Annotated in this window: 23 protein-coding genes; all 23 read left to right on the plus strand. The window is 66.0% G+C overall.

Going from position 1 to position 23,820, the window contains the following annotated elements; genetic code table 11:
* Positions 1–9: 9 nt before the first annotated feature.
* A complete protein-coding gene (locus tag LKE50_06775) occupies positions 10–2,049 on the plus strand; it encodes an ATP-binding cassette domain-containing protein (protein ID MCH3968301.1) in 2,040 nt (679 codons plus the stop codon).
* Positions 2,042–2,335: a hypothetical protein gene (locus LKE50_06780; protein MCH3968302.1), complete on the plus strand. Its 294-nt coding sequence runs from the start codon at positions 2,042–2,044 to the stop codon at positions 2,333–2,335. The genes LKE50_06775 and LKE50_06780 overlap by 8 nt, the downstream gene beginning before the upstream one ends.
* 452 nt (positions 2,336–2,787) lie before the next feature.
* Positions 2,788–3,018 carry a hypothetical protein gene (locus LKE50_06785; protein MCH3968303.1) on the plus strand — a complete coding sequence of 77 codons (231 nt, stop codon included), beginning with the start codon at positions 2,788–2,790 and terminating at the stop codon, positions 3,016–3,018.
* A 5-nt stretch (positions 3,019–3,023) separates the two neighbouring features.
* Complete coding sequence (locus LKE50_06790; GenBank protein MCH3968304.1) at positions 3,024–3,839, plus strand: segregation/condensation protein A; 816 nt, start codon at positions 3,024–3,026, stop codon at positions 3,837–3,839.
* Positions 3,840–3,841: 2 nt separating this feature from the next.
* Positions 3,842–4,600: an SMC-Scp complex subunit ScpB gene (gene scpB / locus LKE50_06795; GenBank protein ID MCH3968305.1), complete on the plus strand. Its 759-nt coding sequence runs from the start codon at positions 3,842–3,844 to the stop codon at positions 4,598–4,600.
* Complete coding sequence (locus LKE50_06800; GenBank protein MCH3968306.1) at positions 4,581–5,396, plus strand: rRNA pseudouridine synthase; 816 nt, start codon at positions 4,581–4,583, stop codon at positions 5,394–5,396. The genes scpB and LKE50_06800 overlap by 20 nt, the downstream gene beginning before the upstream one ends.
* On the plus strand, positions 5,393–6,064 hold the full coding sequence (locus LKE50_06805) for a histidine phosphatase family protein (protein ID MCH3968307.1): 672 nt from the start codon (positions 5,393–5,395) through the stop codon (positions 6,062–6,064). The genes LKE50_06800 and LKE50_06805 overlap by 4 nt, the downstream gene beginning before the upstream one ends.
* Entirely contained in the window at positions 6,064–6,750 is a 687-nt protein-coding gene (gene cmk / locus LKE50_06810) for a (d)CMP kinase (GenBank protein ID MCH3968308.1), read from the plus strand. Before LKE50_06805 ends, cmk begins: the two co-directional genes overlap by 1 nt.
* The gene (locus LKE50_06815; GenBank protein ID MCH3968309.1) at positions 6,747–7,511 is read left to right on the plus strand and encodes a 1-acyl-sn-glycerol-3-phosphate acyltransferase; all 765 of its coding nucleotides are present in this window, start codon (positions 6,747–6,749) and stop codon (positions 7,509–7,511) included. Before cmk ends, LKE50_06815 begins: the two co-directional genes overlap by 4 nt.
* A 5-nt stretch (positions 7,512–7,516) precedes the next feature.
* Entirely contained in the window at positions 7,517–8,365 is an 849-nt protein-coding gene (gene ispH / locus LKE50_06820; GenBank protein ID MCH3968310.1) for a 4-hydroxy-3-methylbut-2-enyl diphosphate reductase, read from the plus strand.
* Positions 8,366–8,555: 190 nt separating this feature from the next.
* Positions 8,556–9,884 carry a ribosome biogenesis GTPase Der gene (der, locus tag LKE50_06825; protein ID MCH3968311.1) on the plus strand — a complete coding sequence of 443 codons (1,329 nt, stop codon included), beginning with the start codon at positions 8,556–8,558 and terminating at the stop codon, positions 9,882–9,884.
* On the plus strand, positions 9,881–10,576 hold the full coding sequence (gene plsY / locus LKE50_06830; protein ID MCH3968312.1) for a glycerol-3-phosphate 1-O-acyltransferase PlsY: 696 nt from the start codon (positions 9,881–9,883) through the stop codon (positions 10,574–10,576). The genes der and plsY overlap by 4 nt, the downstream gene beginning before the upstream one ends.
* Positions 10,573–11,592: an NAD(P)-dependent glycerol-3-phosphate dehydrogenase gene (locus LKE50_06835; GenBank protein MCH3968313.1), complete on the plus strand. Its 1,020-nt coding sequence runs from the start codon at positions 10,573–10,575 to the stop codon at positions 11,590–11,592. Before plsY ends, LKE50_06835 begins: the two co-directional genes overlap by 4 nt.
* Before the next feature lie 11 nt (positions 11,593–11,603).
* Positions 11,604–12,281 (plus strand): ribulose-phosphate 3-epimerase, encoded by a 678-nt coding sequence (gene rpe / locus LKE50_06840; protein MCH3968314.1) that lies wholly within the window; start codon positions 11,604–11,606, stop codon positions 12,279–12,281.
* 3 nt (positions 12,282–12,284) lie between these two features.
* Positions 12,285–13,478 (plus strand): cysteine desulfurase, encoded by a 1,194-nt coding sequence (locus tag LKE50_06845; protein ID MCH3968315.1) that lies wholly within the window; start codon positions 12,285–12,287, stop codon positions 13,476–13,478.
* Positions 13,475–14,518: a tRNA 2-thiouridine(34) synthase MnmA gene (gene mnmA, locus LKE50_06850; protein MCH3968316.1), complete on the plus strand. Its 1,044-nt coding sequence runs from the start codon at positions 13,475–13,477 to the stop codon at positions 14,516–14,518. Before LKE50_06845 ends, mnmA begins: the two co-directional genes overlap by 4 nt.
* Before the next feature lie 87 nt (positions 14,519–14,605).
* Positions 14,606–15,403, plus strand: a complete 798-nt coding sequence (locus LKE50_06855) for a Nif3-like dinuclear metal center hexameric protein (protein MCH3968317.1) — start codon at positions 14,606–14,608, stop codon at positions 15,401–15,403.
* Complete coding sequence (locus LKE50_06860; protein MCH3968318.1) at positions 15,400–16,113, plus strand: C4-type zinc ribbon domain-containing protein; 714 nt, start codon at positions 15,400–15,402, stop codon at positions 16,111–16,113. Before LKE50_06855 ends, LKE50_06860 begins: the two co-directional genes overlap by 4 nt.
* A 41-nt stretch (positions 16,114–16,154) precedes the next feature.
* Complete coding sequence (coaBC, locus tag LKE50_06865) at positions 16,155–17,429, plus strand: bifunctional phosphopantothenoylcysteine decarboxylase/phosphopantothenate--cysteine ligase CoaBC (GenBank protein ID MCH3968319.1); 1,275 nt, start codon at positions 16,155–16,157, stop codon at positions 17,427–17,429.
* Positions 17,423–18,277: a deoxyribonuclease IV gene (locus LKE50_06870; GenBank protein ID MCH3968320.1), complete on the plus strand. Its 855-nt coding sequence runs from the start codon at positions 17,423–17,425 to the stop codon at positions 18,275–18,277. The genes coaBC and LKE50_06870 overlap by 7 nt, the downstream gene beginning before the upstream one ends.
* Positions 18,278–18,281: 4 nt before the next feature.
* Complete coding sequence (locus LKE50_06875) at positions 18,282–20,102, plus strand: ABC-F family ATP-binding cassette domain-containing protein (GenBank protein ID MCH3968321.1); 1,821 nt, start codon at positions 18,282–18,284, stop codon at positions 20,100–20,102.
* 35 nt (positions 20,103–20,137) lie between these two features.
* Positions 20,138–21,874, plus strand: a complete 1,737-nt coding sequence (locus LKE50_06880; protein MCH3968322.1) for an ABC transporter ATP-binding protein/permease — start codon at positions 20,138–20,140, stop codon at positions 21,872–21,874.
* A 5-nt stretch (positions 21,875–21,879) separates the two neighbouring features.
* The gene (locus tag LKE50_06885; GenBank protein MCH3968323.1) at positions 21,880–23,748 is read left to right on the plus strand and encodes an ABC transporter ATP-binding protein/permease; all 1,869 of its coding nucleotides are present in this window, start codon (positions 21,880–21,882) and stop codon (positions 23,746–23,748) included.
* Positions 23,749–23,820: the final 72 nt, after the last annotated feature.

A 23,820-nucleotide genomic window follows, 5' to 3' on the forward strand; every position in this document is an offset into this window, starting at 1 on the left:
GATCTCGCAGTGATCCTCCTTGCAGACAAGATAGCCAAGTCCTTTGGCGGCCAGGTGCTCTATTCCGGCGCCACGCTCCAGCTCAACGCCGGTGAGTCATGGGCCCTCGTCGGGCCCAACGGCGCCGGCAAGACCACGCTCCTCAAGATCATCATGGGCCTTGAGAGTGCCGACGAGGGCACCGTGAGCTTCGCCCGCGGTGCGAGTCTGGGCTACCTCGAGCAGGAGACCAAGCTTGCGGGAAGCAAGTCGGCACTCGGCGAGGTCGTCGACTCCGCGACCGAGATCCGTGACCTCGGGAAGCGGATCCACGAGCTCGAGCGCCTCATCTCGACGACCGAGCCGGGTCCCGAGCTCGACTCCTTCCTCGAGGAGTATGGTCGCGCCCAGGACCGCTTCGAGCACGCCGGTGGCTACGAGCTCGAGAGCCGCGCCCGCGCCATCCTCTGCGGTCTCGGCTTTCCCGTCGAGGACCTCGACAAGTCGGCCTCCGACTTCTCGGGCGGCTGGCAGATGCGCATCGCGCTCTCGAAGCTCCTCCTCAAGCATCCCGACGTGCTTCTTCTGGACGAGCCGACCAACCACCTCGACCTTGAGAGCGTCCAATGGCTCGAGACGTTCCTCTCGGCCTATGACGGGGCGGTCCTGCTCGTCAGCCACGACCGCTCCTTCATGGACGCGTGCGTGACGCACGTGGCCGCCCTCGAGAACCGTCGGCTCACCACCTACACCGGCAACTATTCCGCCTATCTCAAGCAACGTGCCGACAACCTCGAGCAGCTCCGTGCCAAGCGTGCCGCCCAGGAGCGCGACATCTCCCACATGGAGACCTTCATCGAGCGCTTCCGCTACAAGCCCACCAAGGCGCGTCAGGTCCAGGAGCGCGTGAAGAAGCTCGAGCGCGTGCAGAGCGAGCTGGTGATGCTTCCCGAGAACTCCAAGAAGGTGAACTTCTCGTTCCCCGAGCCGCCGCGCACTGGTGACATGGTGATCGACGTCGAGGACGTCGCCAAGTCCTTCGACGAGAACCACGTCTACGATGATGCGACCGTGACACTCTATCGCGGTGACCATGCCGTCCTGGTCGGTCCCAACGGCGCCGGCAAGTCGACCCTCATGAAGCTCGCACTCGGCCTCGAGGAGCCTGACAAGGGGACCGTCGAGCTCGGGCAGAACGTGACCACGGCCTACTATGCCCAGCACCAGCTCGAGTCGCTCGACCCTGCCAACACGGTCATGGCCGAGATGGACGGTGCCGCCCCGGGATGGACCACTTCGCAGGAGCGCAAGCTCCTGGGTGCCTTCCTGTTCCATGGAGACGACGTCGACAAGCGCGTCGCCGTCCTCTCTGGTGGCGAGCGCGCACGGCTGGCCCTCGCCAAGATGCTCGTGGCGCCCGACCCGCTCCTCTGCCTCGACGAGCCGACGAACCATCTGGACATCGACTCGGTCGACGTCCTCGAGCATGCCCTCATAGACTTCAAGGGCACCATCATGCTCATCAGCCACGACGAGCATCTCGTGCGCGCTGTGGCAAACAAGGTCATCGAGGTCCGCGACGGCCAGGTCACCCTCTATGACGGCGACTATGACTACTACCTCTTCAAGCGCGCGGAGCTCGCCTCGCGGGCCGAGGAAGACGCCTCGGCCCCATCCGCGACGCCCGATGCCCCGAGGGCCCCCGAGGCCTCCCAACCTCACGAGGCATCCTCGTCCAAGGGCGCTGGCACTGTCTCGTCAGAGCCCTCGGGTGGGCGGAACGTGAAGACGAAGGAGCAGCGTCGTGCCGAGGCTGAGGCCAGGAACGCCTCCAGCAAGCGCCTGCGTTCCACCAGGAAGCGCCTCAAGCAGGTCGAGGACGCCCTTACTCCCGCACGAGCACGCCTCGCCGAGCTCGTGGACCTCATGGCCGACGAGAACCTCTATGCGGACGCCGACCGCTTCGACGCCTGCCTCAAGGAGTACAACGCGCTGAAGTCCAAGGTCCCCTCGCTCGAGGACGAGTGGCTCGAGCTCTCGACCAAGCTCGAGGAGTCGCAGGATGCCTAGCGGCGGGCATGCGGCCTCGACGGCACTCCGACTGCTAGCCGTCGTCCTCAGGGTCTCCGGCATCCTCATCTCGGCGCTCGTGGTGCTTCTCGGCCTGTCGCCCCGTGTCTCGACCCTCCTGTCCTCGGTCGGCGGTATCATCTCCATGATTCCTGCGGGCGTCTCGGGCATACTCGTGTACGAGACGCCCTTCGAGGGCATCTTCCGGGGCGACCTGGCGATCGTCGCCGCCGGCCTGCTCGTGCTCGACTGGATTCTGACCAAGGCATCTACCTCGCTGCGGTGACGTCGCGAGAGGGGAGCTCATCACATGAACCACTACGTCGGCATCGTGATATCCGTCATACTCGTCATGTTCTCGGCCATCCTGCACGAGGTCGCGCACGGATGGGTCGCCTATCGCTGCGGTGACAACACCGCCAAGGACGCCGGGCGGCTCACCTTGAACCCGCTGGCCCATATCGACCCCTTCGGCTCGGTCATCCTCCCGATCATCATGGGCATCGCAGGCGGCCCCATCTTCGCCTTTGCCAAGCCGTCCCGTACAACCCCTATAACCTGCGTAACCGCCGTCGTGACGAGCTCCTTGTCGCCCTGGCGGGCCCATGTGCCAACCTCCTGCAGGCCATCGTCGGTGCAGCCCTCTTCCAGGCCGCGTTCGGATGGTACTCCTCGTCGGTCTCCGAGGTCGCCTACTACGTCTGCTACATCCTCTCGAGCTATGTCTACGTGAACCTCGTGCTCATGTTCTTCAACCTCATACCGCTGCCGCCGCTCGACGGCTCCTCGATCATCGGGGTGTTCCTCTCGGGCTCGGCCCTCGAGAAGTACTACCAGATACAGCGTTACTCGCTTCCCATCCTTCTCATCGTGCTCTATCTCATCCCTATGGTCACGAGCTTCGACCCGCTCGGAATCTACCTCGACGTGACGGCCGGCAACCTCTACTCCTTGCTCCTGGGGGCCTGAGCCACATGAGCTACCGTGTGCAGACGCAGGTCTACTCGGGCCCGTTCGACCTCCTCCTGCAGCTCGTGAGCCGGCAGAAGGTCGACATCGGTGCCATCTCGATCTCGGAGGTGACCGACCAGTACCTCGCCGAGGTCGAGCGCATGCGTGACATGGACCTCGACGTGGCGAGCGACTTCGTGCTCGTGGCCGCGACGCTCCTCGACATCAAGGCAGCCTCGCTGGTGCCAGACGACCTCGTCCGGGACCTCGCTCACGACGACCTCGACGACGAGGACGACGAGTTCGCCGACCTCTCTGCCTCTGATGCCCGTGAGGTGCTCATCGCCCGACTCATCGCCTACAAGCAGTTCAGGAATGCAGGCGCCGCCCTTGGGAGCCGCATGGAGGCCGAGGCCCATATGCACCCGCGCACGGCAGGCCCCGACCCCGAGTTCCTCGGCATCATGCCCGACTACCTCGAAGGCATCACCCTGCGCGGCCTGGCCGTGATCTGTGCGGACATCGACAGCCGGCAGGAGACCTTCCTGCTCGAGGCGGAGCATATCGCTCCCAAACGTCTGCCGGTCGCCCTCACGGTCGCCTCGGTCGACCGCATGACGATGGCTCGGCACCACCTGACCTTCACCGACCTCCTGGACGGGCAGGCCTCCCCGGAGCAGGTCGTGGTGACCTTCCTGGCCATGCTCGAGCTGTATAAGAAGGGCTCGATCGAGGTCGTGCAGAAGGAGCTCTTCGGAACCATCGACATCGACCGCGTCGAGGGAGCGCCGGCCTACGTGGTCGACGACTCTGCCCTCGAGTACGCGGGGGAGGAGTAACCATGGAGACGCTTGAGACGTTGCCGCCCGACTCGCTCAAAGGGGTGATCGAGGCCCTCCTGCTCGTGTCGGGCGATCCCGTTCCGGCCACCAGCCTGAGCTCGGTGCTCGGGGTCGCCCCCGGTGAGGTCGCCTCGGCGTTGGCCGAGCTGGCAGCCGAGTACTCGGATGCCAACCGTGGCTTCCAGCTCCGGGAGGTCGCCGGCGGTTGGAGGCTCTATACGCATCCCGCCTACCATGACCAGGTCGAGGCCTATGTCATGAGCTGGGACACTCGTCGGCTCTCGCAGGCTGCCCTCGAGACGCTCGCGGTCATTGCCTACCACCAGCCGGTCTCCCGTGAGGGGGTCAAGGCGATTCGAGGGGTCAACTCCGACGGCGTCATCTCGAGCCTTGCCGACAAGGGCCTCGTGCGCGAGGTCGGCCGCGAGGATGCCAGGGGCGGTGCCATCCTCTACGGCACCACTGCCTCGTTCCTCGAGCGTTTCGGCCTCAAGAACCTACGTGACCTTCCTGACCTCGAGGACTTCGCCCCGGACGACGAGTCGAAGAAGTTCATCCGCGAACGCCTCTCGGGTAGGTCCATACAGTCGACCCTCGAGGACGTCTCGGAGGACCTCGACGACGAGCGCGACCTCCTCGATGACGACGAGGTCGATGACGAGGGGACCGATGACGTCGAGCATGACGATGACATCCTGCTCGACGTAGAGGTCGACGACGATGAGGACCTGGGGGATGATGACGAGGATGACGAGTGAGGGGTCGTCCGACGAGCGCGTCGTGCCGATGAGGCTGCAGCGGTTCCTGGCGCGTGCTGGCGTGGCAAGCCGTAGGGGTTCCGAGAACCTCATGTGCGCCGGCCGCGTCCAGGTCAACGGGGCGGTCGTCACCGAGCTGGGGAGCAAGGTCGACCCATCCTGCGACGTCGTCACCGTCGATGGCAAGGTCTGCCGTCTCGAGGACGAGCATTGCTACCTCGTGCTCGACAAGCCCGCTGGGTTCGTGACGACGATGCGTGACCCCCAGGGACGTCCGTGCGTCGCCGACCTCGTCCCGACCGATAAGTACCCCGGCCTGTTCGCGGTCGGCCGTCTGGACCGGGACACGACAGGGGCCCTCCTGTTCACCACGGACGGTGACACCGCACAGGGTCTGCTCCATCCCTCCCATCACGTGAGGAAGCACTACCTCGCCCTCGTGGAGGGGGTCGTACGGGACCATGAGCTCGACGTCCTGAGGCAGGGGATCGAGCTCGACGATGGTCGGTGCCAGCCTGCGGAGGCCGAGGTGCTGCCGGTCCACGACCCGCGGGCATCCCTCGTCGCTGGATCGTGGCCTAGTGGCTCCTCGGTGGTCGGTCTCGCCATCCATGAGGGTAGGAAGCATCAGGTGAAGCGCATGCTCTCAGCCATCGGTCACCCTGTCATAAGCCTCCACCGTGACGCCTTCGGCCCAATCGGGGTCCGTGGGATGCAGGAGGGTACCTGGCGGCTGCTGGACGAGGGCGAGCAGCGGGCCCTCGTCGCGGCGGCACGGGGGGAGGCCGTCTCATGAGCTCCATCACGGGCACCATCCTCTTCCTGCGTCATCCCGAGACGGTCGCCAACGTGGAAGGGTTCCTCTCGGGCAGGAGCGACGTCGCACTGACTCCCAAGGGAGAGGCCCAGCGGGACCGTGCCATAGCCGCTCTTGAGGCGTGGCGCCCTGATCGCGTGCTCACGAGTCCCTTGAGCAGATGCGTATCGATCGCAGACCCCGTGGCGGAGCATGTGGGGTGCGACTTCGACGTCGAGCCTCGGCTTGTCGAGATCGAGTTCGGCGACATCGAGGGCATCACACACGAGGAGATGGTGAAGGCGGGCTACCAGTTCCCGTGGGGCTTCTCGGAGGCGGACGACCTCTCGCAGCCGGCTCCGGGTGCCGAGAGCTTCGAGCACCTCTTCCAGCGTGCCAGATCGCTCCTGCATACCTTGAAAGGTCTTCCGGGACGTACTGCCTGCGTCACCCATGGTGGGTTCACCAGGGCCGTCATGGCGGCCGCCTACAACGGGGACCTCCACGAGTTCTGGCACTATTCCGTAGCGAATGTCTCCTCCCAGGTCTTCTCGACCGATGGCAGGAGGCTCTATCTTGAGGCGTTCGGACTCACCCCCGAGGAGGTCATGCGACGCATGGCCGACCCGGGTCGGATGGGGACCGTCAACGCTCGGGGGGAGTACTGATGATCGTTGCCATCGACGGGCCGGCAGGCTCTGGCAAGTCCACCGTGGCTAAGGCGCTTGCGGCCCGAGACGGGCTCACCTACCTTGACACGGGGGCCATGTACCGTGCCATCACCTGGGGCTGCCTCTCCCGGGGCGTCGACACCGCGGACGGTGATGCCGTGAGCGAGGTCGCGCGCTCGTCGAGCCTCGTTCTCGAGCCTACGCCGCAAGGTACGACGGTGCTTCTCGACGGGGAGGACGTCACGGCCCAGATACGCACCTCCGAGGTTGATGCCTCGGTGAGCGGGGTCGCCGCCATCCCTGCCGTGCGAGAGGTGCTCGTGGGGGCACAGCGAGCCATGGCCGCAGACAAGGACGTCGTCGCAGAGGGCCGGGACATCGGCACGGTCGTCTTCCCCGATGCCGAGGTCAAGGTCTTCCTCACGGCTGACGTCTCAGCGCGCGCCCGTCGCCGTGCCGTCCAGAGGGAAGGCGGGGACGAGTCCCGAGGCAGGCATGTCGACGTCTCCAGGGACGAGGAGGTCGAGGTCGCCTCCGAGCTGCGCCATCGGGACGAGCTCGACTCGAGTCGTGCCGCCTCGCCGCTCGTACCTGCCGTAGATGCCGTGCGCCTCGACTCGACCGACCTGTCGGTCGAAGGGGTCTGCGAGCGCATCGAGTCCCTCATGGAGGCCGCGCGATGAGCGAAGAGAGCTCCAAGACCAGCACGGGTTCGGCACCACGTCGTGCCGAGGACCCCCGTGCCCGCTACTTCGATAACGCGATGAGCACCTTCCCACTGCTCGACCGGGCGCTCTACGACATTGCCGCCGCGGTCGTCCTGGTGCTCTCGAAGCTGATGTGGCGCTGGTCGTTCGAGGGACAGCGCGAGTTCCTCGACCATGTGCGTGGCCATGGGTCGGTGGTCGTCATGAATCATGTGAGCATGGTCGAGCCGATACTCCTCGTCATCATGATGTGGTCCCACCATCTGCGCATCCGCCCCGTGTACAAGGCAGAGTTCGATTCGACGGCGATCTCGCGATGGGTGTTCTCCCGCGTAGGAGGCATCCCGGTCCACAGGGGTACGGCCGACCTGAAGGCAGTCCGGCGGGCGCAGCACGCGCTCGAGCGCGGTGAGTGCATCCTCATATTCCCAGAGGGGACCCGCATCAAGACGGATGACCAGCCCGTCGAGATCCATGGTGGCTTCTCGCTCATGGCCCAGGTCGCAAAGACGGACGTGGTTCCGGGGGCGGTCGTCGGTGCACGTGACGTGACCCCCAAGGGGCATCACGTCCCCCGTCCTCTCACTGTCTACCTGGCCCTTGGCGAGCCCATCACCTTCGATGGCCTCGGTGTCGAGGGGCGCAAGGCACAGCTGAGCGCCATGGAGAGGGTCTCGATGGAGCGCGTCTATGCGCTGCGTGCGCATCTTCGCGAGGAACACCCCGGAAAGGTCTGAGTCCTATGAAGGTCACCATCGCCGAACGTGCCGGCTCCTGCTATGGCGTCGAGCGCGCCCTCACGCTCGTGGGCAAGGCCTTGGATGAGGCGGCCGGCCCGGTGCGGACGCTTGGGCCGCTCATCCATAACCCGCAGGTCGTGGCTGACCTCGAGGGCCGAGGGGTCACCGTGGTCGATGAGGTCCCGAGCGACGCGGGAAGCACCCTCGTGATCCGCTCGCACGGTGTCGTGCCGGGCGTCCTCGACCAGGCACGGAAGAGGGGGCTCGTGGTCGTGGATGCCACCTGTCCCTTCGTGCAGAAGGCCCAGCTTGCTGCCGAGCGTCTGGCGCACGACGGCTGCCAGGTCCTCGTGGTGGGGGAGGCAGGGCATCCTGAGGTCGAGGGGATCGTGGGCCATGCCCCTGGCTCCCTGGTCGTCGCGAGTGCGGATGACGTCGATGGGCTCGACCTCTCCCGCAAGGTGGGTCTGGTGGTGCAGACCACGCAGTCGCAGGCCCTTCTCGACGAGGTCGTATGCGCCATCCTGCCCCGCGTTGACGAGCTCGACTGCGCGAACACCATCTGCTCCGCCACCTCCGAGCGCCAGGCCGCGGCTGCCGAGCTTGCGGACGCGTCTGACGTGATGGTGGTCATCGGGGGGAGGAACTCCGCAAATACCGGGCATCTTGCTGAGATCTGCCAGGGGCGATGCCCCCAGACCCATCATATCGAGTGTGCGGACGAGCTCGACCCGCACTGGTTCGATGGGTGCGACGCATGCGGCATCACGGCGGGAGCCTCCACGCCCCAGGCGCAGATCGCCGAGGTCATCGAACGTATCCATGCCATATGCGACGCAGTCGGGGCGTGATCGCGACCTTGCCCGGGCGTCCGGTCGCACCTGCTGCACCGTCCGCTCGTTGCCGACGGTGCTGGCGGTCGGGCCGACTTTCCTCGTCCCTGTGGTTTCCCTCGGGCTCGCGTTGATGCCACCCCTGCGGCCCTCGTCGCGAGGGCGCGCATGCTAGACTGGCAGGACAGCTAACGCAAGGAGTGCACCCATGACCAAACCCATCGTTGCCGTCGTCGGTCGACCCAACGTCGGAAAGTCAACGCTCGTCAACCGCATATCGCAGTCCCGAGAAGCCATCGTCCATGAGTCGCGTGGCGTCACGCGTGACCGGTCATACCATGACGCGGACTGGAACGGACGGGACTTCGTGATCGTCGACACGGGCGGCATCGAGTCTTCCCGCTCTGACGACCCGTTCGCGAACCCCATCCGCGAGCAGGCGGAGGCTGCCTGTGACCAGGCGAACGTCATCCTCTTCCTGGTTGACGGCTCCGTGGGCGTCACCGAGGAGGACGAGGCCGTGGCCCGCGTCCTGCGCAAGTCCGACAAGCCGGTCTTCCTCCTCGTCAACAAGTGTGACGACCCTGCGCGCGAGGAGGAGGCCCTCTGGGACTTCTACACGCTGGGCGTCGGTGAGCCGAGGGCCCTGTCGGCCCTCCACGGGCATGGTACCGGTGACCTTCTCGATGAGATCATCTCGTACTTTCCCGGCGAGGACGACGAGGTCGAGGAGGACGACGGGCTCGTGAACGTCGCCATCATCGGACGTCCCAACGTGGGCAAGTCGTCGCTCACCAACCGCATCGCGGGTTCCGAGCGCTCCATCGTCTCGGACGTCGCCGGAACGACGCGTGATGCCGTGGATATCCTGGTCGAGCATGACGGGCAGCGGTTCAGGCTCGTCGACACGGCCGGTATGCGCAAGCGCAACGTCGTGCACGAGGACATCGAGTATTACGGGCTCGTGCGTGGCCTTGCCGCCATCGAGCGCGCCGACGTGTGCCTGCTCGTCGTCGACGCGACGGTCGGTGTGACCGAGCAGGACCAGAAGGTCGCCGGACTCGCCATCGAGCGGGGCTGCGCCCTCGTGATCCTGCTCAACAAGTGGGACCTCATGCGCGATGCGGACGAGCGCGAGCACGTCATGCAGTCGCTCGCGCGTCGTATGGCCTTCGCGACCTGGACGCCCGTCCTGAGGATCTCGGCGCTCACGGGCCGCTCGGTCGACCGCATCTGGGAGCTCGTGGAGGCGGCCGCCGCCGCCCATGAGGCCCACATCCCGACCTCCAAGCTCAACGTCATGCTCACACAGATGCGCGAGACGGGGCACACCGTGGTCAAGGGACCCAAGCGGCTCAAGGTGCAATACGCCACCCAGACGGGCACCAAGCCGCCGACCTTCACCTTCTTCTGCAACCTTCCCGAGCTCGTCGATGACAACTACGAGCGCTATGTCGAGAATCGCCTGCGTGAGTCGTTCGACCTCACGGGGACCCCTGTCAGGATGCGCTTCCGTCGGAAGGAGCAGACCTCATGACGCTGACGTCGCCAGCGGTCTGGCTCTGTGCGGTCTGTGTCCTCGTGACCTATCTCGTCTGCGGCATACCCTTCGGCCTCATCATCGCCTCGAGGCGCGCCGGTGTCGACGTGAGGGCTGCCGGCAGCGGCAACATCGGTACGACCAATGTCTCGCGTACCGTGGGGGCCTCGGCAGGTGGCCTCACGCTCCTCTGTGATGCAGGCAAGGGGCTCGTCTGCACCTTCGTCTCATCGCAGCTCCTGGGGTCGGTTGTCTGCTGTGGTGGCGTTGCTGCCGTCATCCCCGGCGGCATATGGTCATGGATGATGGGGCTCGTCTACCTTGCGGCCATCTGTGGCCATGTCTTCTCGCCGTACCTGCACTTCCATGGCGGGAAGGGCATCGCGGTCGGGTTCGGTGCCGCCCTCGGGTTCATGTGGCCCGTGGCCCTGGGGCTGCTGGCGTTCTTCGTACTCTTCGCACTCCCATCGCGCTACGTGTCGCTTGGCTCCGTGGCCGCGGCGATCTCGCTGCCCTTCCTGTGCTGGTTCCTCTATCAGCCCTCCCTCGGGTTCATGGTCCCGATCGTCTGCGTGTCTGCCGTCGTGGTATGGGCGCATAGGGCCAACATCGCCAAGCTCGCCCATGGCACCGAGAAGCGCTTCTCGTTCCATCACGACGAAGCCTCCAAGGAGGGTGACCAGGCATGAGCGAACGGGTCGCCGTCATCGGCGCCGGCTCGTGGGGTACGGCTGTCTGTGGGCTTGTGGCGCCTCGCGCCTCCGGGGTCGTGGCATGGTCGCACTCGCCTGAGGTCGCGGATGGTATCAACACCGGCCATATGAACCCCCGCTACCTTGCGGCCTATCGGCTCCCCGACAACGTGACTGCGACCACCGACCTTGCGTGTGCCCTCGCGGGGGCCACGCGGGTCCTGCTCGCCGTCCCGTCCGCCTTCCTCCGTCAGACGACCCACGAGATGGCACCGTTGGTCTCGGACTGCATGCCGGTCCTCGTCCTTGCCAAGGGCGTGGAGGAGTCCACCGGGCTCACGCTGACGGAGGTCGTGGCATCCGAGCTCGGCGGCCCCGAGCGCGTCGCTGCCCTCTCTGGTCCGAACCATGCGGAGGAGGTCTGCCTCGGCAAGGTCGCCGCCGCGGTCGTGGCCGCACCGGAGGCGGAGCTCGGTAGGACCTTCCAGGACCTGCTGGTCTCGCCGTCGTTCAGGGTCTACGTCTCAGAGGACCTCGTGGGCGTCGAGACCTGCGGTGCCGCCAAGAACGTCATCGCCATCGCCTGCGGCATCTCGGCCGGGCTCGGGTTCGGCGATAACACCCAGGCTTTGCTCATGACGAGGGGGCTTGCCGAGATAAGCCGTCTCGTCGTCGCTCGGGGCGGAGACCCGCTCACGTGCATGGGCCTTGCCGGGATGGGCGACCTCATCGCCACCTGCACGTCAGAGCACTCGCGTAACCGCACCTTCGGTGAGGCCCTGGCAGCGGGGTCGAGCCTCTCCGACTACGAGTCCAAGACCCATATGGTCGTCGAAGGTGCGGCGGCTGCGAGGAGCGTCACCGACCTCGCCACACGCCTCGGTGTCGACATGCCCATCTGCTCCGCCGTGCGCCAGATCCTCTCTGGGCGCGCCACCTATGACCAGGAGATGGAGACCCTCCTCGACCGCCTCCCCGACGTCGAGTTCTATGGCCTCGACCAACGTCAATGAAAGGTCACACCATGCTTGGTCCCATCGAGATAGCCCCGTCCATCCTGTCTGCAGACCAGATGGCAGTGGCTGCCGACCTTGCCACGATCGAGTCCGCGGACCTCGTCCACGTCGACGTGATGGACGGGCACTTCGTGCCACCCATCACCTTCGGGGCCTCCATGGTCTCGTCGTGCCGGCGTGCTACCACGCTCCCGCTCGACGTCCATCTCATGGTCGATGACCCTGACGCCTGCTATGCCGACTACCTCGAGGCTGGTGCCGACATACTCACCTTCCATGTGGAGGCGGCCACACATTCGCATCGCATCGTCGAGGCCATCCATGCCCATGGTTCCAAGGCCGGCGTCGCGCTGTGCCCGGCAACGCCGGTGTCTGCCCTCGAGGAACTCGTCGGCATCGTCGACCAGGTGCTCGTCATGACGGTGGACCCTGGCTACGGCGGACAGCCCTTCATCGAGGCATCGCTCGCGAAGCTCTCGAAGCTCAAGGCCCTCTGCGACCGGCTCCACTGCTCGCCTGTCATCGAGGTCGACGGTGGCATCAATGCCAGGACTGCGGCTGATGTCGTCGCTGCGGGCGCGACGAGGCTCGTGGCCGGCAGCGCGGTCTTTGGTTCCGACTATCGAGAGCAAGCAATTTCCATCCTGCGCGAGTATGCTGCCCGTGGTCTCTCTGTGGAGGCATAGCCCATGCCATCTGATGACCCTCGTTACGTCTATCTCGACTATGCGGCATCTGCGCCCGAGCGGCCCGAGGCCCTCGAGGCCGAGAATGCCTATGCCCGGCTTGCCTGCGCCGGTGCCAACCCGAACTCGCTCCATTCGCTCGGACGCGATGCGGCCCGCGAGCTCGACTCCGCCCGTGCCGTCATCGCCCGGGCCGTCGGTGGTCGTTTCAGGCCGGCCGACGTCGTCCTGACCTCAGGGGGGACGGAGTCGAACAACCTCGCGCTCTATGGCATCGCCGAGGGGATGCGCATGCGCGACCGTGGCCGGACGAAGGTCGTCCTCTCGGCGATTGAGCATGACTCGGTCCTCGACCTGGTGTCACCGCTCAAGGACCGAGGTTTCGAGGTCGAGCTCGCCCGTCCGGCGCGCGACGGGGTCGTCTCTGCCGAGGAGGTTGAACACCATCTTGACGGGCATGTCGCCCTTGTGAGCGTGATGTGCGCCAACAACGAGACCGGTGTGGTTCAGCCTACGGGTGCCATTGGCGATGCCGCGCATTCCGTCGGGGCGGCGTACCATGTCGATGCTGTCCAAGGCTTCGGTCGCATCCCCCTCGACGTCGCCTCTGCCGATGCCGTCAGCATCGCCGCACATAAGATCGGTGGCCCTGTCGGAATCGGTGCCCTGGCCATCAGGGGCCGTTGTGCCTTCAGGCCCCAGACCTTCGGGGGAGGTCAGGAAGCCGGCAGGCGCCCAGGTACCCAGGACGTCCGCGGCGCCATGGCCTTCTCGGCGGCTGTGCGGACCTGCATGGGGGCGCTCGACAGCACGCGAGAGCAGGTCGCGGGATACTCCAACCATGTCTACGAACGGCTCTGCGCCGAGGGTACCGGCATCCTGCCTACCACGGTCGCCCATGTCGACGACACGCGGCTCCCCGGTATGGTGAGCGTCATGGTCCCCGGCATCGACTCCGAGACCCTCATCGTGCGTCTGGACGAGGCAGGGTTCGAGGTCTCTGCGGGGTCGGCCTGCTCATCCGGCTCGCTCGACCCGAGCCATGTCCTCACGGCCATGGGCATCCCCAGGGATGACGCCTTCGGCTCGCTCAGGGTCTCCTTTGACGAGAGGGTCGCACCGGAGGACCTCGATGCCTTCTGCGACAGCCTCCTTGCGATCGTGGCAGACCTGACACGACGGGGACGCACCCGTTGAGGGTCCTCGTGGGCCTCTCGGGAGGTGTCGACTCCTCTGCGGTGGTTGCGCATCTCGTCGAGCAGGGCGACACGGTCATCGCCGCCACGCTCGTGATGCAGCACGACCCCATTGCGGTCCCCGGGCCCGAGGCACTCGAGCGTGCGCGTCAGACCTGCGAATCATTGGGGGTCCCCCTTATCGAGTACGATGCGTCCGAGGCGTTCCGGAAGTATGTCTCCGGACCCTTCTGCGCCGAGTACCTAAAGGGCCTGACACCAAGTCCCTGCATCGGCTGCAACGAGCACGTGAAGTTCGCGACCCTCGTGCGCCTCTCCGACGAGCTGTCCTGCGATGCGGTCGCGACCGGTCATTACGTCGGCAGGACCGAGGGGGCCGATGGGATGTGGCGTCTCGTACGAGGGAGGGACACCCTACGTGACCAGAGCTACTTCATGTGCAGGCTTGGCCCCGACGTCGTGTCCCGTTGCCTGTTCCCTCTCTGCGATGCCACGAAGGCCCAGACGAGGCACTATGCGGCAGAGGAGGAACTACCTGCCTCCGACGCCCATGACTCGCAGGGACTCTGCTTCGCGCCTGGCGGGGACTATCGCACCCTTCTCCCCACTGAGGACCCGATGGCATTCGCACCGGGAGACATCGTGGACGAGCAGGGTAGCGTGCTCGGACATCATGAGGGGACCCCAGGTTATACCATCGGGCAGCGTAAGGGCCTCGGCCTTGCCGGGGGACCGTGGTACGTGCAGCGGATTGACGTCGATGGGCATAGGGTCGTCGTGTCGCGCCTCCATCACCCTACGGAGCCGACGATGACCGTGCGTGACCTTGTCTATCACCCCGATGCATCCAGGCCGGAGGACGAGCTGGTCGTGCAGACGCGTTTCCATGGCCCGATCCGCCACGCCCGGGTCAGGTCACTTGGGACGCATGGTGAGGCTCGTATAGAAATGCTCGACGGCGAAGAGCTCGTGGTACCGGGTCAGACGGCAGCTCTCTATCAAGGTGATGTCGTCGTAGGTGGGGGTATCATAACCTCGTAGGAGCCTTTGGCTGCTAACCATGTATCGAGGGTTGAGGCATTCGATTCCAGGGGTCAAGCGAACACTATATGAGAGCTTGAGGTTAGTATGAATATCGCTGAACTTGCTGGTAGACTGTTTGAATCGTTTCCTCAGGCTCAGGCTGAGGAATGGGATCACCCGGGACTGAGCGTAGGTGACCCTCTAGCAGAGGTTGAGGGAATTGCCACCGCCCTCGACCCGCTACCTGCCACGGTCCTTGCTGCCTCCGCCTCGGGGTGCAACGTCCTCCTCACGCATCATCCGGCCTTCCTCGACGCCCCCTCTCTGGTCACGCCCTCGGCCCTCACCTCGTCGCTCGCGGGAGAGGTCGTGTGGACGGCCGTGCGCTCGGGCGTCTCGCTCGTTGCGATGCACACCAACCTTGACCGGAGCGATACGGCACTCGACCTCTGCGCGTCGTCGGTGGGGCTCGTGCGGTCCGGCCGTATCGTTGAGCCCGATGGGTATGGGGCGCTCCTCGAGGGCGACGGCTCTTCCGTCGCCCTCCTCGCACGACGTCTGGACGTGCGCCTCGGAGGCGAGGCGCGCATCTACGGCGACGCCTCCTCGGTCCCCGGGTCCGTGGGCTTCCTGAGCGGGTCTGCGGGGGACCTCGGGAGGGATGCCGTCGAGCGCGGATGCACGTGTGTCATCGCTGGGGAATGTGGCTACCATCGCGTCCTGGACCTCGTCGCAGCCGGCTGCGCGGTTATACTCGTTGGACATGACATCTCCGAGCTTGCCTACGCGGGCCTGCTCGACCGTACGGTGGCCGCATGTGCGCCTGGGATCAGGCACGTGCGGCTCAAGGACGAACCACGATGGATGACGAGCCAGATGGCTCGAGGACGGGAGAGACCATGACGGAGCCCGAGGCGTTGGTACGACTTCAGGAGATAGACCTCTCGCTCATCCGGTGTCGCAACACGATTGCGGCCCTGCCCCAGCGCAAGAGGATCCTTGCGGTGCGCGCGGCCCGCAAGAAGATCGCCACGGAGGTCACTCGCATCGTCGGGCAGCGCAAGGACCTCGAGATGGAGATCGAGGACAACGGCAAGGAGCGCGCCTCGTTCGAGGCCAAGGTCGAGGAGGCCCAGGTCGAGGCTGCCGAGGGTTCCTCCGAGTTCAGGCATGCCAAGGATCTCGAGGAGCGGCTCTCGCTCTATGCCAAGCGCCTCGAGAAGCTCAGCTACGAGGATGACCAGCTCACCGACGAGCTCGAGAAGATCGAGCGCGCCGAGCGGAACGCCCATGACCTCGACGCCCGTCTCGTCGAGCAGGAGGCTGCCCTCACTGAGACCTTCAGGTCGGATGCGGGCTCCATCCAGGAGGAGGTCGACCAGCTCGAGGCCGAGCGTGACCGGGTCGTCGCCGACCTCACCCCCGAGCTCGTCGCGCGCTACGATAAGGCCTGCAAGCGCTTCTCCGGCATCGCCGTCGAGCACCTCGAGGGGAACAAGCCCTCCGCCTGCCGGGTCACGCTACAGCCGAGCCAGTTCTCTGACCTCGCGCATGGCCCCGTCATCACCGAATGCCCCTACTGCCATCGCATCCTCGTCACTGAGGCTCGCTAGGGGAGGCTGCCGCTGCGGATGGTAGGAAGGAACGATATCTCATGATCGAGAAGCTCCCGGGCATGCGTGCCGACGTCGTGCTCTGCGTCACCGGCGGCATCGCCGCCTATAAGGCCTGCGAGGTCCTGAGGGGGCTCCAGGACGCCTCCTGTGACATCCGCGTCGTCATGACGCAGGACGCCACTCGCTTCGTGTCGCCGGTGACCTTCGAGGCCCTCTCCGGGCATCCGGTCGCCGTCGACCTGTACGGCTATGCGGACTCGCCCATCCCCCACGTGCACCTCGCGGAGTGGGCCGACCTCATCCTCGTCTGCCCTGCCACCGCCAACGTCCTCGCGAAGATGGCGCATGGCATCGCGGACGACTGTCTCACGTCCTGTCTTGTGGCAGCCGACTCCCCGGTCGTCGTGGCGCCTGCCATGAACGTCCATATGTGGCAGAACCCTGCCACCCAGGCCAACGTCGCCGCCCTGCGCTCTCGTGGCGTCGGCATCGTCGGACCCGTCCAGGGCAGGCTCGCATGCGGGACTACGGGGGAGGGGAAGCTCTCCTCGGTCGACGAGGTGGTGCGCTACGCGCTGGTCGCGCTCGGCGGGGTGCCGGGGCAGGAGCTCGCCGGCGTCCGTGCCCTCGTCACCGCCGGTCCCACTCATGAACCCATAGACCCGGTACGCTTCATCGCGAACGCGAGCTCAGGTAAGATGGGCATGGCCCTCGCCCGCGCCCTCGTGCGCCATGGCGCCGAGGTGACCGTCGTGTGCGGTCCCTGCGAGGCGGAACCTCCCGAGGACGTCGAGGTCGTACGCGTCACGACGGCAGCCGAGATGCTCGTGGCGACCGCATCCGCGTTCCAAGGCTGTGGCCTCGCGATCTGCGCAGCCGCCGTCGCCGACTACACTCCCGCAGCGACTGCCGACCACAAGCTCAAGAAGTCGAAGGAACCGCTCGAGAAGGTCGAGCTCGTCGAGAACCCCGACATCCTCAGGGCCCTCTGCCTCGAGAAGGGCAGGCGTGTCGTCGTGGGGTTCGCCGCCGAGACGGACGACCTCGTCGCGTCCGCTCGTACCAAGCTGAGGTCGAAGGGGTGTGACCTCATCGTCGCCAACGACGTGTCGCGCCCAGACTCTACCTTCGGTTCCGACACCGATACGGTGACCCTGGTCGATGCGGACGGCGAGACCAAGCTAGGGTGCCTCTCGAAGGACCTCGTCGCTGAGGCGGTCGTCTGCCGTGCCATCGAGCTTCGAGCCAGGGGCATGGCCGTCGCGGTCGATGCGACCATGGTGATGCCTCGACCCGGTGGTGCGCAGTGCTGACCCTAGGATGTCACCTCTCGTGTGCCAAGGGGTTCGCTGCCATGGGCCTCGACGCCATCGGCATCGGCGCGAACACCTTCGCCTACTTCACCCGTAACCCGCGCGGCGGCTCCGTTCGGGCGTTGGATGCGGCTGACGTTGCAGGGCTCGCCCACGAGATGGACCAGCATGGGTTCGGCATGCTCGTGGCCCACGCCCCCTACACGTTGAACCTCGCCTCAGCCAAGCCGGAGGTCCGCGCCTTCGGCCGTGAGGCCATGGCTGACGACCTCACACGGCTCGACTCGCTGCCATCAAGCTATTACAACTTCCACCCTGGCAGCCATGTGGGCCAGGGGGTCGACGCAGGCATCGAGCTTATTGCACAGGGGCTCGATGAGGCCTTGGAACGTCCGCACCGCGCGCGGGTGCTCCTCGAGACCATGAGCGGCAAGGGCTCTGAGGTCGGGGGCACCTTCGAGGAGCTCCGTGCCATCATGGACGCGTCCTCCCATGGCGACGAGCTTGGCGTGTGCCTCGATACCTGCCATGTGAGCGATGCCGGCTATGACATCATCGGCGACCTTGACGGTGTGCTCGATGAGTTCGACCATGTCATCGGCCTCGACCGTCTCTGCGCCCTGCACGTCAACGACTCAAAGAACCCGCCGGCGTCGCACAAGGACCGTCACGAGCGGATCGGCGAGGGCACGTTGGGCATCGACACCTTCCGCGCGATCGTCACCAACGGCCGGCTCTCCCGGCTCCCCATGATTCTCGAGACCCCGAACGACCTCGACGGTTGGGCTCGTGAGATCGCAATGCTCAGGGGCCTTGCGGACGATGCGCCCTCCAGGGACGAGGCGTAGGCCCATGGGAATCCTCATAGGGTGCGAGCACCTCTCTCACGAGTGGCCTGGCAAGCGGGTCCTTGACGACGAGACCATCGGCATCGAGGAAGGCGACCGCATCGGCATCGTCGGCGCGAACGGCGATGGCAAGTCGACGCTCCTCTCGCTCATAGCGCATACCCTCGAGCCCGATTCCGGGGCGGTCACCTGGAGGGGCGGCATACGGGTGGGGCTGTTGGGCCAGACCGACGAGCTCGCCGACGACGCCACGGTCTCAGGCGTGGTGGTGGGGGAGCGGCCCGAGTACGAGTGGGCGTCAGACCCCCGCACGCGAGAGATCATAGGCTCCCTCCTGGCTGACGTCGACTGGGATGCCGCAGTGGGGACCCTCTCGGGAGGCCAGCGCAGGCGCGTCGACCTCTGCCGCCTGCTCGTGGGCGACTGGGACGTGCTCGCCCTTGACGAGCCCACGAACCACCTCGACATGCGGGCCATCACCTGGCTCGCCGACCACCTGCGGAACCGCTGGCGTGACGGCGAGGGAGCGCTGCTCTGCGTGACCCACGACCGATGGTTCCTCGACGAGGTCTGCCAACGGATGTGGGAGGTCCATGACGGGACCATCGACCCCTTCGAGGGAGGTTACTCCGCCTACATCCAGCAGCGCGTCGAGCGGGCACGTCAGGCCGCGGCACATGAGGAGCGGCGTCAGAACATGCTCAGGCGTGAGCTCGCCTGGCTCTCGCGTGGTGCGCAGGCGCGGTCGAGCAAGCCGAAGTTCCGCATCGCCGAGGCCCAGGCCGCCGTGGCCGACGTACCGGCGCTGCGAGACCCCATCGAGCTCAAGCGTCTTGCGGTCTCCCGTCTCGGCAAGCAGGTGTTCGAGATGAAGGACGTGAGCGTCGGCTTTGGTGACCTCACGGTGCTCGACCACGTCTCCTGGCTCATCGGACCCGGCGACCGTTACGGCATCCTCGGTGAGAACGGGGCCGGCAAGTCCACGTTGCTCAAGGTCATCCAGGGTAGGATCGCGCCCAGCTCGGGCTCCGTCAAGGTGGGGAAGAGCGTCAAGATAGGTACGCTCTCGCAGCATCTCGACCTCCTCTCGGACAAGGCCGACTGGCGGGTCTCCGACCTCCTCGCTCGCTATCACACCCACTACGTCATCGATGGCAAGGAGGTGACCCCGACACAGCTCCTCGAGCGCCTCGGCTTCGGAAAGCGAGAGACCTCCACCCCCATCGGTGACTTCTCGGGAGGCCAACGCCGTCGCCTCGCCCTCATGTGCGTGCTGCTGAGCGAGCCCAACGTCCTCGTCCTCGACGAGCCGGGCAACGACCTCGACACCGACATGCTTGCCGTGATGGAGGACCTTCTCGACGGCTGGCCCGGCACGCTCCTTCTGGTCTCGCACGACCGCTACCTCATGGAACGGGTGACCGATGACCAGTTCGCGCTTCTCGACGGCCATCTTCGCCACGTCCCTGGCGGAGTCGACGAGTACCTTCACCTCCTCGACGAGCGTGATGCCAGGAGGCAGGGGGCTGCCGATGACGACACGGATGCCACCGCCGAGAAGGTCGACCCGCCCCATGCGACCGCGGTGCCCGGTATGAGCAACGCAGAACGTCGCGACCTCAAGCATCGCTTCGATGCCGTGACGCGCAGGCTCGAGAAGCTCTCAGGGGAGCCGGACCGTCTGCGGATTGCGATGGGTGAGGCTGAACCGACCGACTACGTCGGCCTCGAGGCCCTCCAGGACGAGCTTGACCAGACCAATACCGAGAGATCCGAGCTCGAGGACGAATGGCTGGAGCTCTCTGAGACGCTCGGCATAGAATGAGCCGCCCTTCGACATCGTCGAAGGCGGGTTCGGGCATGGTCGGGCTCGCCCGTAGGTTCCTCCCACGCTACCGTCGCTATCTCGTGATAGGCCCGGCGGCCAAGCTCCTCGAGGTCGTCTTCGACCTCTGCGTGCCCATCGTGGTAGCGCGTATGGTCGATGAGGGGGTGGCCCTGCGGGACTCCTCCGTGGTCCTGAGGCTCGGGGCCCTGCTCGGTGTCATGGCCGTGGCCGGCCTCGCGTCGACGCTCGTCTGCCAGAAGATGGCTGCACTCACCTCGCAGGGTGTGGGCACCGACCTGCGGCGCGAGCTCTTCTCACAGGTCAACCGGCTCTCATACGCCGACCTCGACCATCTGGGGTGCGCCTCGCTCGTGACCCGGATCACCAACGACGTCAACCAGCTCCAGGTGGCCGTCGCCATGCTCGTCAGGCAGGTGATCAGGTGGCCCTTCCTCGCCATCGGGTCCATGCTGTGCGCCTTGGCCATAGACGTGCGGCTGGGGCTCATCTTCGTCGTCCTCACCCCAGCCATCGCCCTCGTCTTTCTCCTCGTGATGCGACGCTGCATACCCTACTTCAGGTCCATGCAGGCCAAGCTCGACAGGGTGGCCACGATCTGCCGCGAGGCGCTCTCGGGTGCCCGCGTGATACGGGCATTCGTACGTGAGGATCACGAGGACCGCCGCTTCGAGCGGGCCGCCGCGGACCAGGCGGAGACCGCCATCGCCGCCGGAAGGCTCTCGTCGCTGCTGAACCCAGCCACATTGGCCGTCATGGACCTTGGGGTCGTGGCCATTCTCTGGGTCGGAGGTGCTCGTGTGGACCTTGGCGACCTCACACAAGGCGAGGTCATGGCCTTCGTGAACTACCTGACCCAGATGCTCCTTGCCATCGTCTACGTCGCCAACCTCGTCGTCATCTTCACCAAGGCCTCTGCCTCCGCGTCGCGTGTCTCGGAGGTCCTTGACCTCGAGCCGGGGATGCATGACGGGCCTGGGGTGCGGCTCGGGGCCTCCTCGGACGGGTGCCCTGCGGTAGAGCTCGACCATGTCTCGTTCGGCTTCGCCGGGAGTAAGGCTGACGCGCTCGAGGACGTCTCGGTTCGCGTGCCGCGCGGGGGGACCCTGGGAGTCATCGGTGGGACCGGTTCTGGCAAGTCGTGCCTGGCGAACCTCGTGCCGCGTCTGTATGACGCGTGCGAAGGGTCAGTACGCCTCTTCGGCCACGATGTGAGGGACTATCGCCTCGATGAGCTCAGGTCCTTGGTCGGGGTCGTCCCACAGGACGTCTCGCTGCTGAGTGGGACCGTTCGCTCCAACCTGCTCTGGCGTGACGCCGAGGCCGGCGATTCCGAGCTCTGGGAGGCCCTCGAGACGGCCCAGGCCGCAGACTTCGTCCGCGCACGCCCGGAGGGGCTCGACATGCCGGTCTCGGCGGGAGGGCTCAACCTCTCCGGGGGCCAGCGACAGCGCATCACGATCGCGCGCGCCCTCGTGGGCGGGCCCTCGGTCCTCGTCCTCGACGACGCCTCCTCGGCCCTCGACTTCGCGACCGATGCGGCGCTGAGGCACGCCCTCCGCTCGAGTGCCACGCCCTTCACCTGCGTCATGATCTCACAGCGCATCTCGACGGTGCGCGATGCCGACCTCATCCTCGTGCTCGATGCCGGCAGGGTGTCGGGCTTGGGCTCGCATGATCAGCTCGTCCGTGACTGTCCCGTCTATGCCGAGCTCGCGGCCTCGCAGCTCGGCGTCGGGGAGGTGCGCTGACGATCATGGATGCCTACCAAGGTTCCGGAACGGCGGCCAACCTCGTCGCCTCGGTCTCAGGAGGCGGCACCCACGGGCCCTCTGACCCCACCGAGGGCATGGGCTCTGGTGCCGACATGGGCCCGCTCTCCGTCATACGCCGTCTCGCCCCGGTCATGTCGCCCCATGCCCTCGGGTGCCTCGTGGCCTTCCTCTCGGCCATCGTCACGGTCGTGGCCCAGCTCTATGTGCCCATCCTGATCGGTCGAGCCATCGACCTCATGGTCGGTTCGTCGCAGGTCGATCTCACGGCGCTCATGGCGCTGCTCGTACGGCTTGTCGTGACGGTGGTGGTCGCAGCGGCGTTCCAGTGGCTGCAGGGGTATGCGACGAACCGGCTCTCATATGAGGTCGTTCGTGACCTCAGGGTCCTCTCGTTCGATAAGATCAGGTCGCTGCCGCTCTCGACCATCGACACCCATGCGCACGGGGACCTCATCTCTCGCGTCGTGAACGACGTCGACCAGGTCGGCGACGGCCTCATCCAGGGACTCACCCAACTCTTCGGTGGCACGGTGACCATCGTGGGGACGCTCGTGTTCATGGTGTCGATATCACCGGTCATGGCGCTCGTCGTCGCGCTGGTCACCCCGGTGTCCGTCCTCGTGGCCTCGCTCATAGCGCACCTCTCGCACAAGAGCTTCGCGGAGCAGCAGCGGCTCCAGGGGGACCTCGGCGGATATGCCGAGGAGATGATAACGAACCAGCGGCTCGTCTCAGCCTTCGCCTATTCCTCTCGTGCCGAGAGGGACTTCTCCCGCAGGAACGACGACCTCTATGTGGCGGGGGAGCGAGCACAGTTCACGAGCTCTCTCTCGAACCCCTGCACGCGGTTCGTCAACAACCTCATCTATGCCGTGGTAGCCGTCGTGGGCTTCATGTGCGTCATCACGGGCGTCCCGGCGCCCCTCACGGTCGGCGGCGTGCAGTCGTTCCTCTCGTATGCCAACCAGTACACGAAGCCGTTCAATGAGATCACGGCTGTGCTCACCCAGATCCAGACCGCCTTCGCCTCGGCGCGGAGGCTCATCGCCCTCATCGACGCCCCCGAGGAGGACCCCGATTCCCCTGGGGCCATCTGCCTCGACCACGTCCGTGGTGACATCGAGTTCGAGGACGTCGTGTTCTCGTATGACCCCCCACGACCGCTGCTCAGGGACATCGAATTCCATGTCAGACCCGGCCAGAAGGTCGCACTCGTCGGCAGGACGGGGTGCGGCAAGACGACGCTCGTGAACCTCCTACTCCGCTTCTATGAGGCTGATGCCGGAACCATCAGGATCGACGGCTGCGATGTCGATACCGTGACCCGCGCGAGCCTCAGACGCTCGTTCGGCATGGTGCTCCAGGACACCTGGCTCTTCGAGGGCACGGTCCGCGACAACATCGCGTACGGTCGTCCCGACGCCTCGGACGAGGAGGTCATCGCTGCGGCCCGCGAAGCCATGGCATGGCCCTTCATAGAACGCCTCGAACGGGGCCTCGACACACATGTCGGACCTGCTGGCGGGGGACTCTCGGAGGGGCAGCGCCAGCTGCTCTGCATCTCGCGCGTGATGCTCGAGGACCCTCCGATCCTCCTGCTCGACGAAGCCACGAGCTCGATCGACTCGAGGACGGAGGCCATCGTCCAGGCGGCCTTCGACCGCATGGTCGCCAGTCGCACGAGCCTCGTCGTTGCGCACCGCCTCTCGACCGTCAGGAACGCGGACCTCATCCTCGTGCTCTCCGACGGGGTCATCGCCGAGCAGGGGACGCATGACGAGCTCCTTGCCAGGGATGGCGTGTATGCGGGGATCTACAAGAGCCAGTTCGCTGAGGTGGATGTTCGCTAGCGCGTAGGAGACGGGCCTCGTCATGCTCTCGGCCTGTATCATGGGCGTAGCCAGCCGAACTCGAGTCAGGAG

Source organism: Atopobiaceae bacterium, from assembly GCA_022483015.1.
In the GTDB taxonomy this organism is placed as follows: Bacteria; Actinomycetota; Coriobacteriia; order Coriobacteriales; family Atopobiaceae; genus JALCUE01.

Coding starts and splice junctions, on each gene's coding strand:
- LKE50_06780 (MCH3968302.1), top strand. CDS start 2,042: ATGCCTAGCGGCGGGCATGCGGCCTCGACGGCACTCCGACTGCTAGCC.
- LKE50_06790 (MCH3968304.1), top strand. CDS start 3,024: ATGAGCTACCGTGTGCAGACGCAGGTCTACTCGGGCCCGTTCGACCTC.
- scpB (MCH3968305.1), top strand. CDS start 3,842: ATGGAGACGCTTGAGACGTTGCCGCCCGACTCGCTCAAAGGGGTGATC.
- LKE50_06800 (MCH3968306.1), top strand. CDS start 4,581: ATGACGAGGATGACGAGTGAGGGGTCGTCCGACGAGCGCGTCGTGCCG.
- LKE50_06805 (MCH3968307.1), top strand. CDS start 5,393: ATGAGCTCCATCACGGGCACCATCCTCTTCCTGCGTCATCCCGAGACG.
- cmk (MCH3968308.1), top strand. CDS start 6,064: ATGATCGTTGCCATCGACGGGCCGGCAGGCTCTGGCAAGTCCACCGTG.
- LKE50_06815 (MCH3968309.1), top strand. CDS start 6,747: ATGAGCGAAGAGAGCTCCAAGACCAGCACGGGTTCGGCACCACGTCGT.
- ispH (MCH3968310.1), top strand. CDS start 7,517: ATGAAGGTCACCATCGCCGAACGTGCCGGCTCCTGCTATGGCGTCGAG.
- der (MCH3968311.1), top strand. CDS start 8,556: ATGACCAAACCCATCGTTGCCGTCGTCGGTCGACCCAACGTCGGAAAG.
- plsY (MCH3968312.1), top strand. CDS start 9,881: ATGACGCTGACGTCGCCAGCGGTCTGGCTCTGTGCGGTCTGTGTCCTC.
- LKE50_06835 (MCH3968313.1), top strand. CDS start 10,573: ATGAGCGAACGGGTCGCCGTCATCGGCGCCGGCTCGTGGGGTACGGCT.
- rpe (MCH3968314.1), top strand. CDS start 11,604: ATGCTTGGTCCCATCGAGATAGCCCCGTCCATCCTGTCTGCAGACCAG.
- LKE50_06845 (MCH3968315.1), top strand. CDS start 12,285: ATGCCATCTGATGACCCTCGTTACGTCTATCTCGACTATGCGGCATCT.
- LKE50_06855 (MCH3968317.1), top strand. CDS start 14,606: ATGAATATCGCTGAACTTGCTGGTAGACTGTTTGAATCGTTTCCTCAG.
- LKE50_06860 (MCH3968318.1), top strand. CDS start 15,400: ATGACGGAGCCCGAGGCGTTGGTACGACTTCAGGAGATAGACCTCTCG.
- coaBC (MCH3968319.1), top strand. CDS start 16,155: ATGATCGAGAAGCTCCCGGGCATGCGTGCCGACGTCGTGCTCTGCGTC.
- LKE50_06875 (MCH3968321.1), top strand. CDS start 18,282: ATGGGAATCCTCATAGGGTGCGAGCACCTCTCTCACGAGTGGCCTGGC.
- LKE50_06880 (MCH3968322.1), top strand. CDS start 20,138: ATGGTCGGGCTCGCCCGTAGGTTCCTCCCACGCTACCGTCGCTATCTC.
- LKE50_06885 (MCH3968323.1), top strand. CDS start 21,880: ATGGATGCCTACCAAGGTTCCGGAACGGCGGCCAACCTCGTCGCCTCG.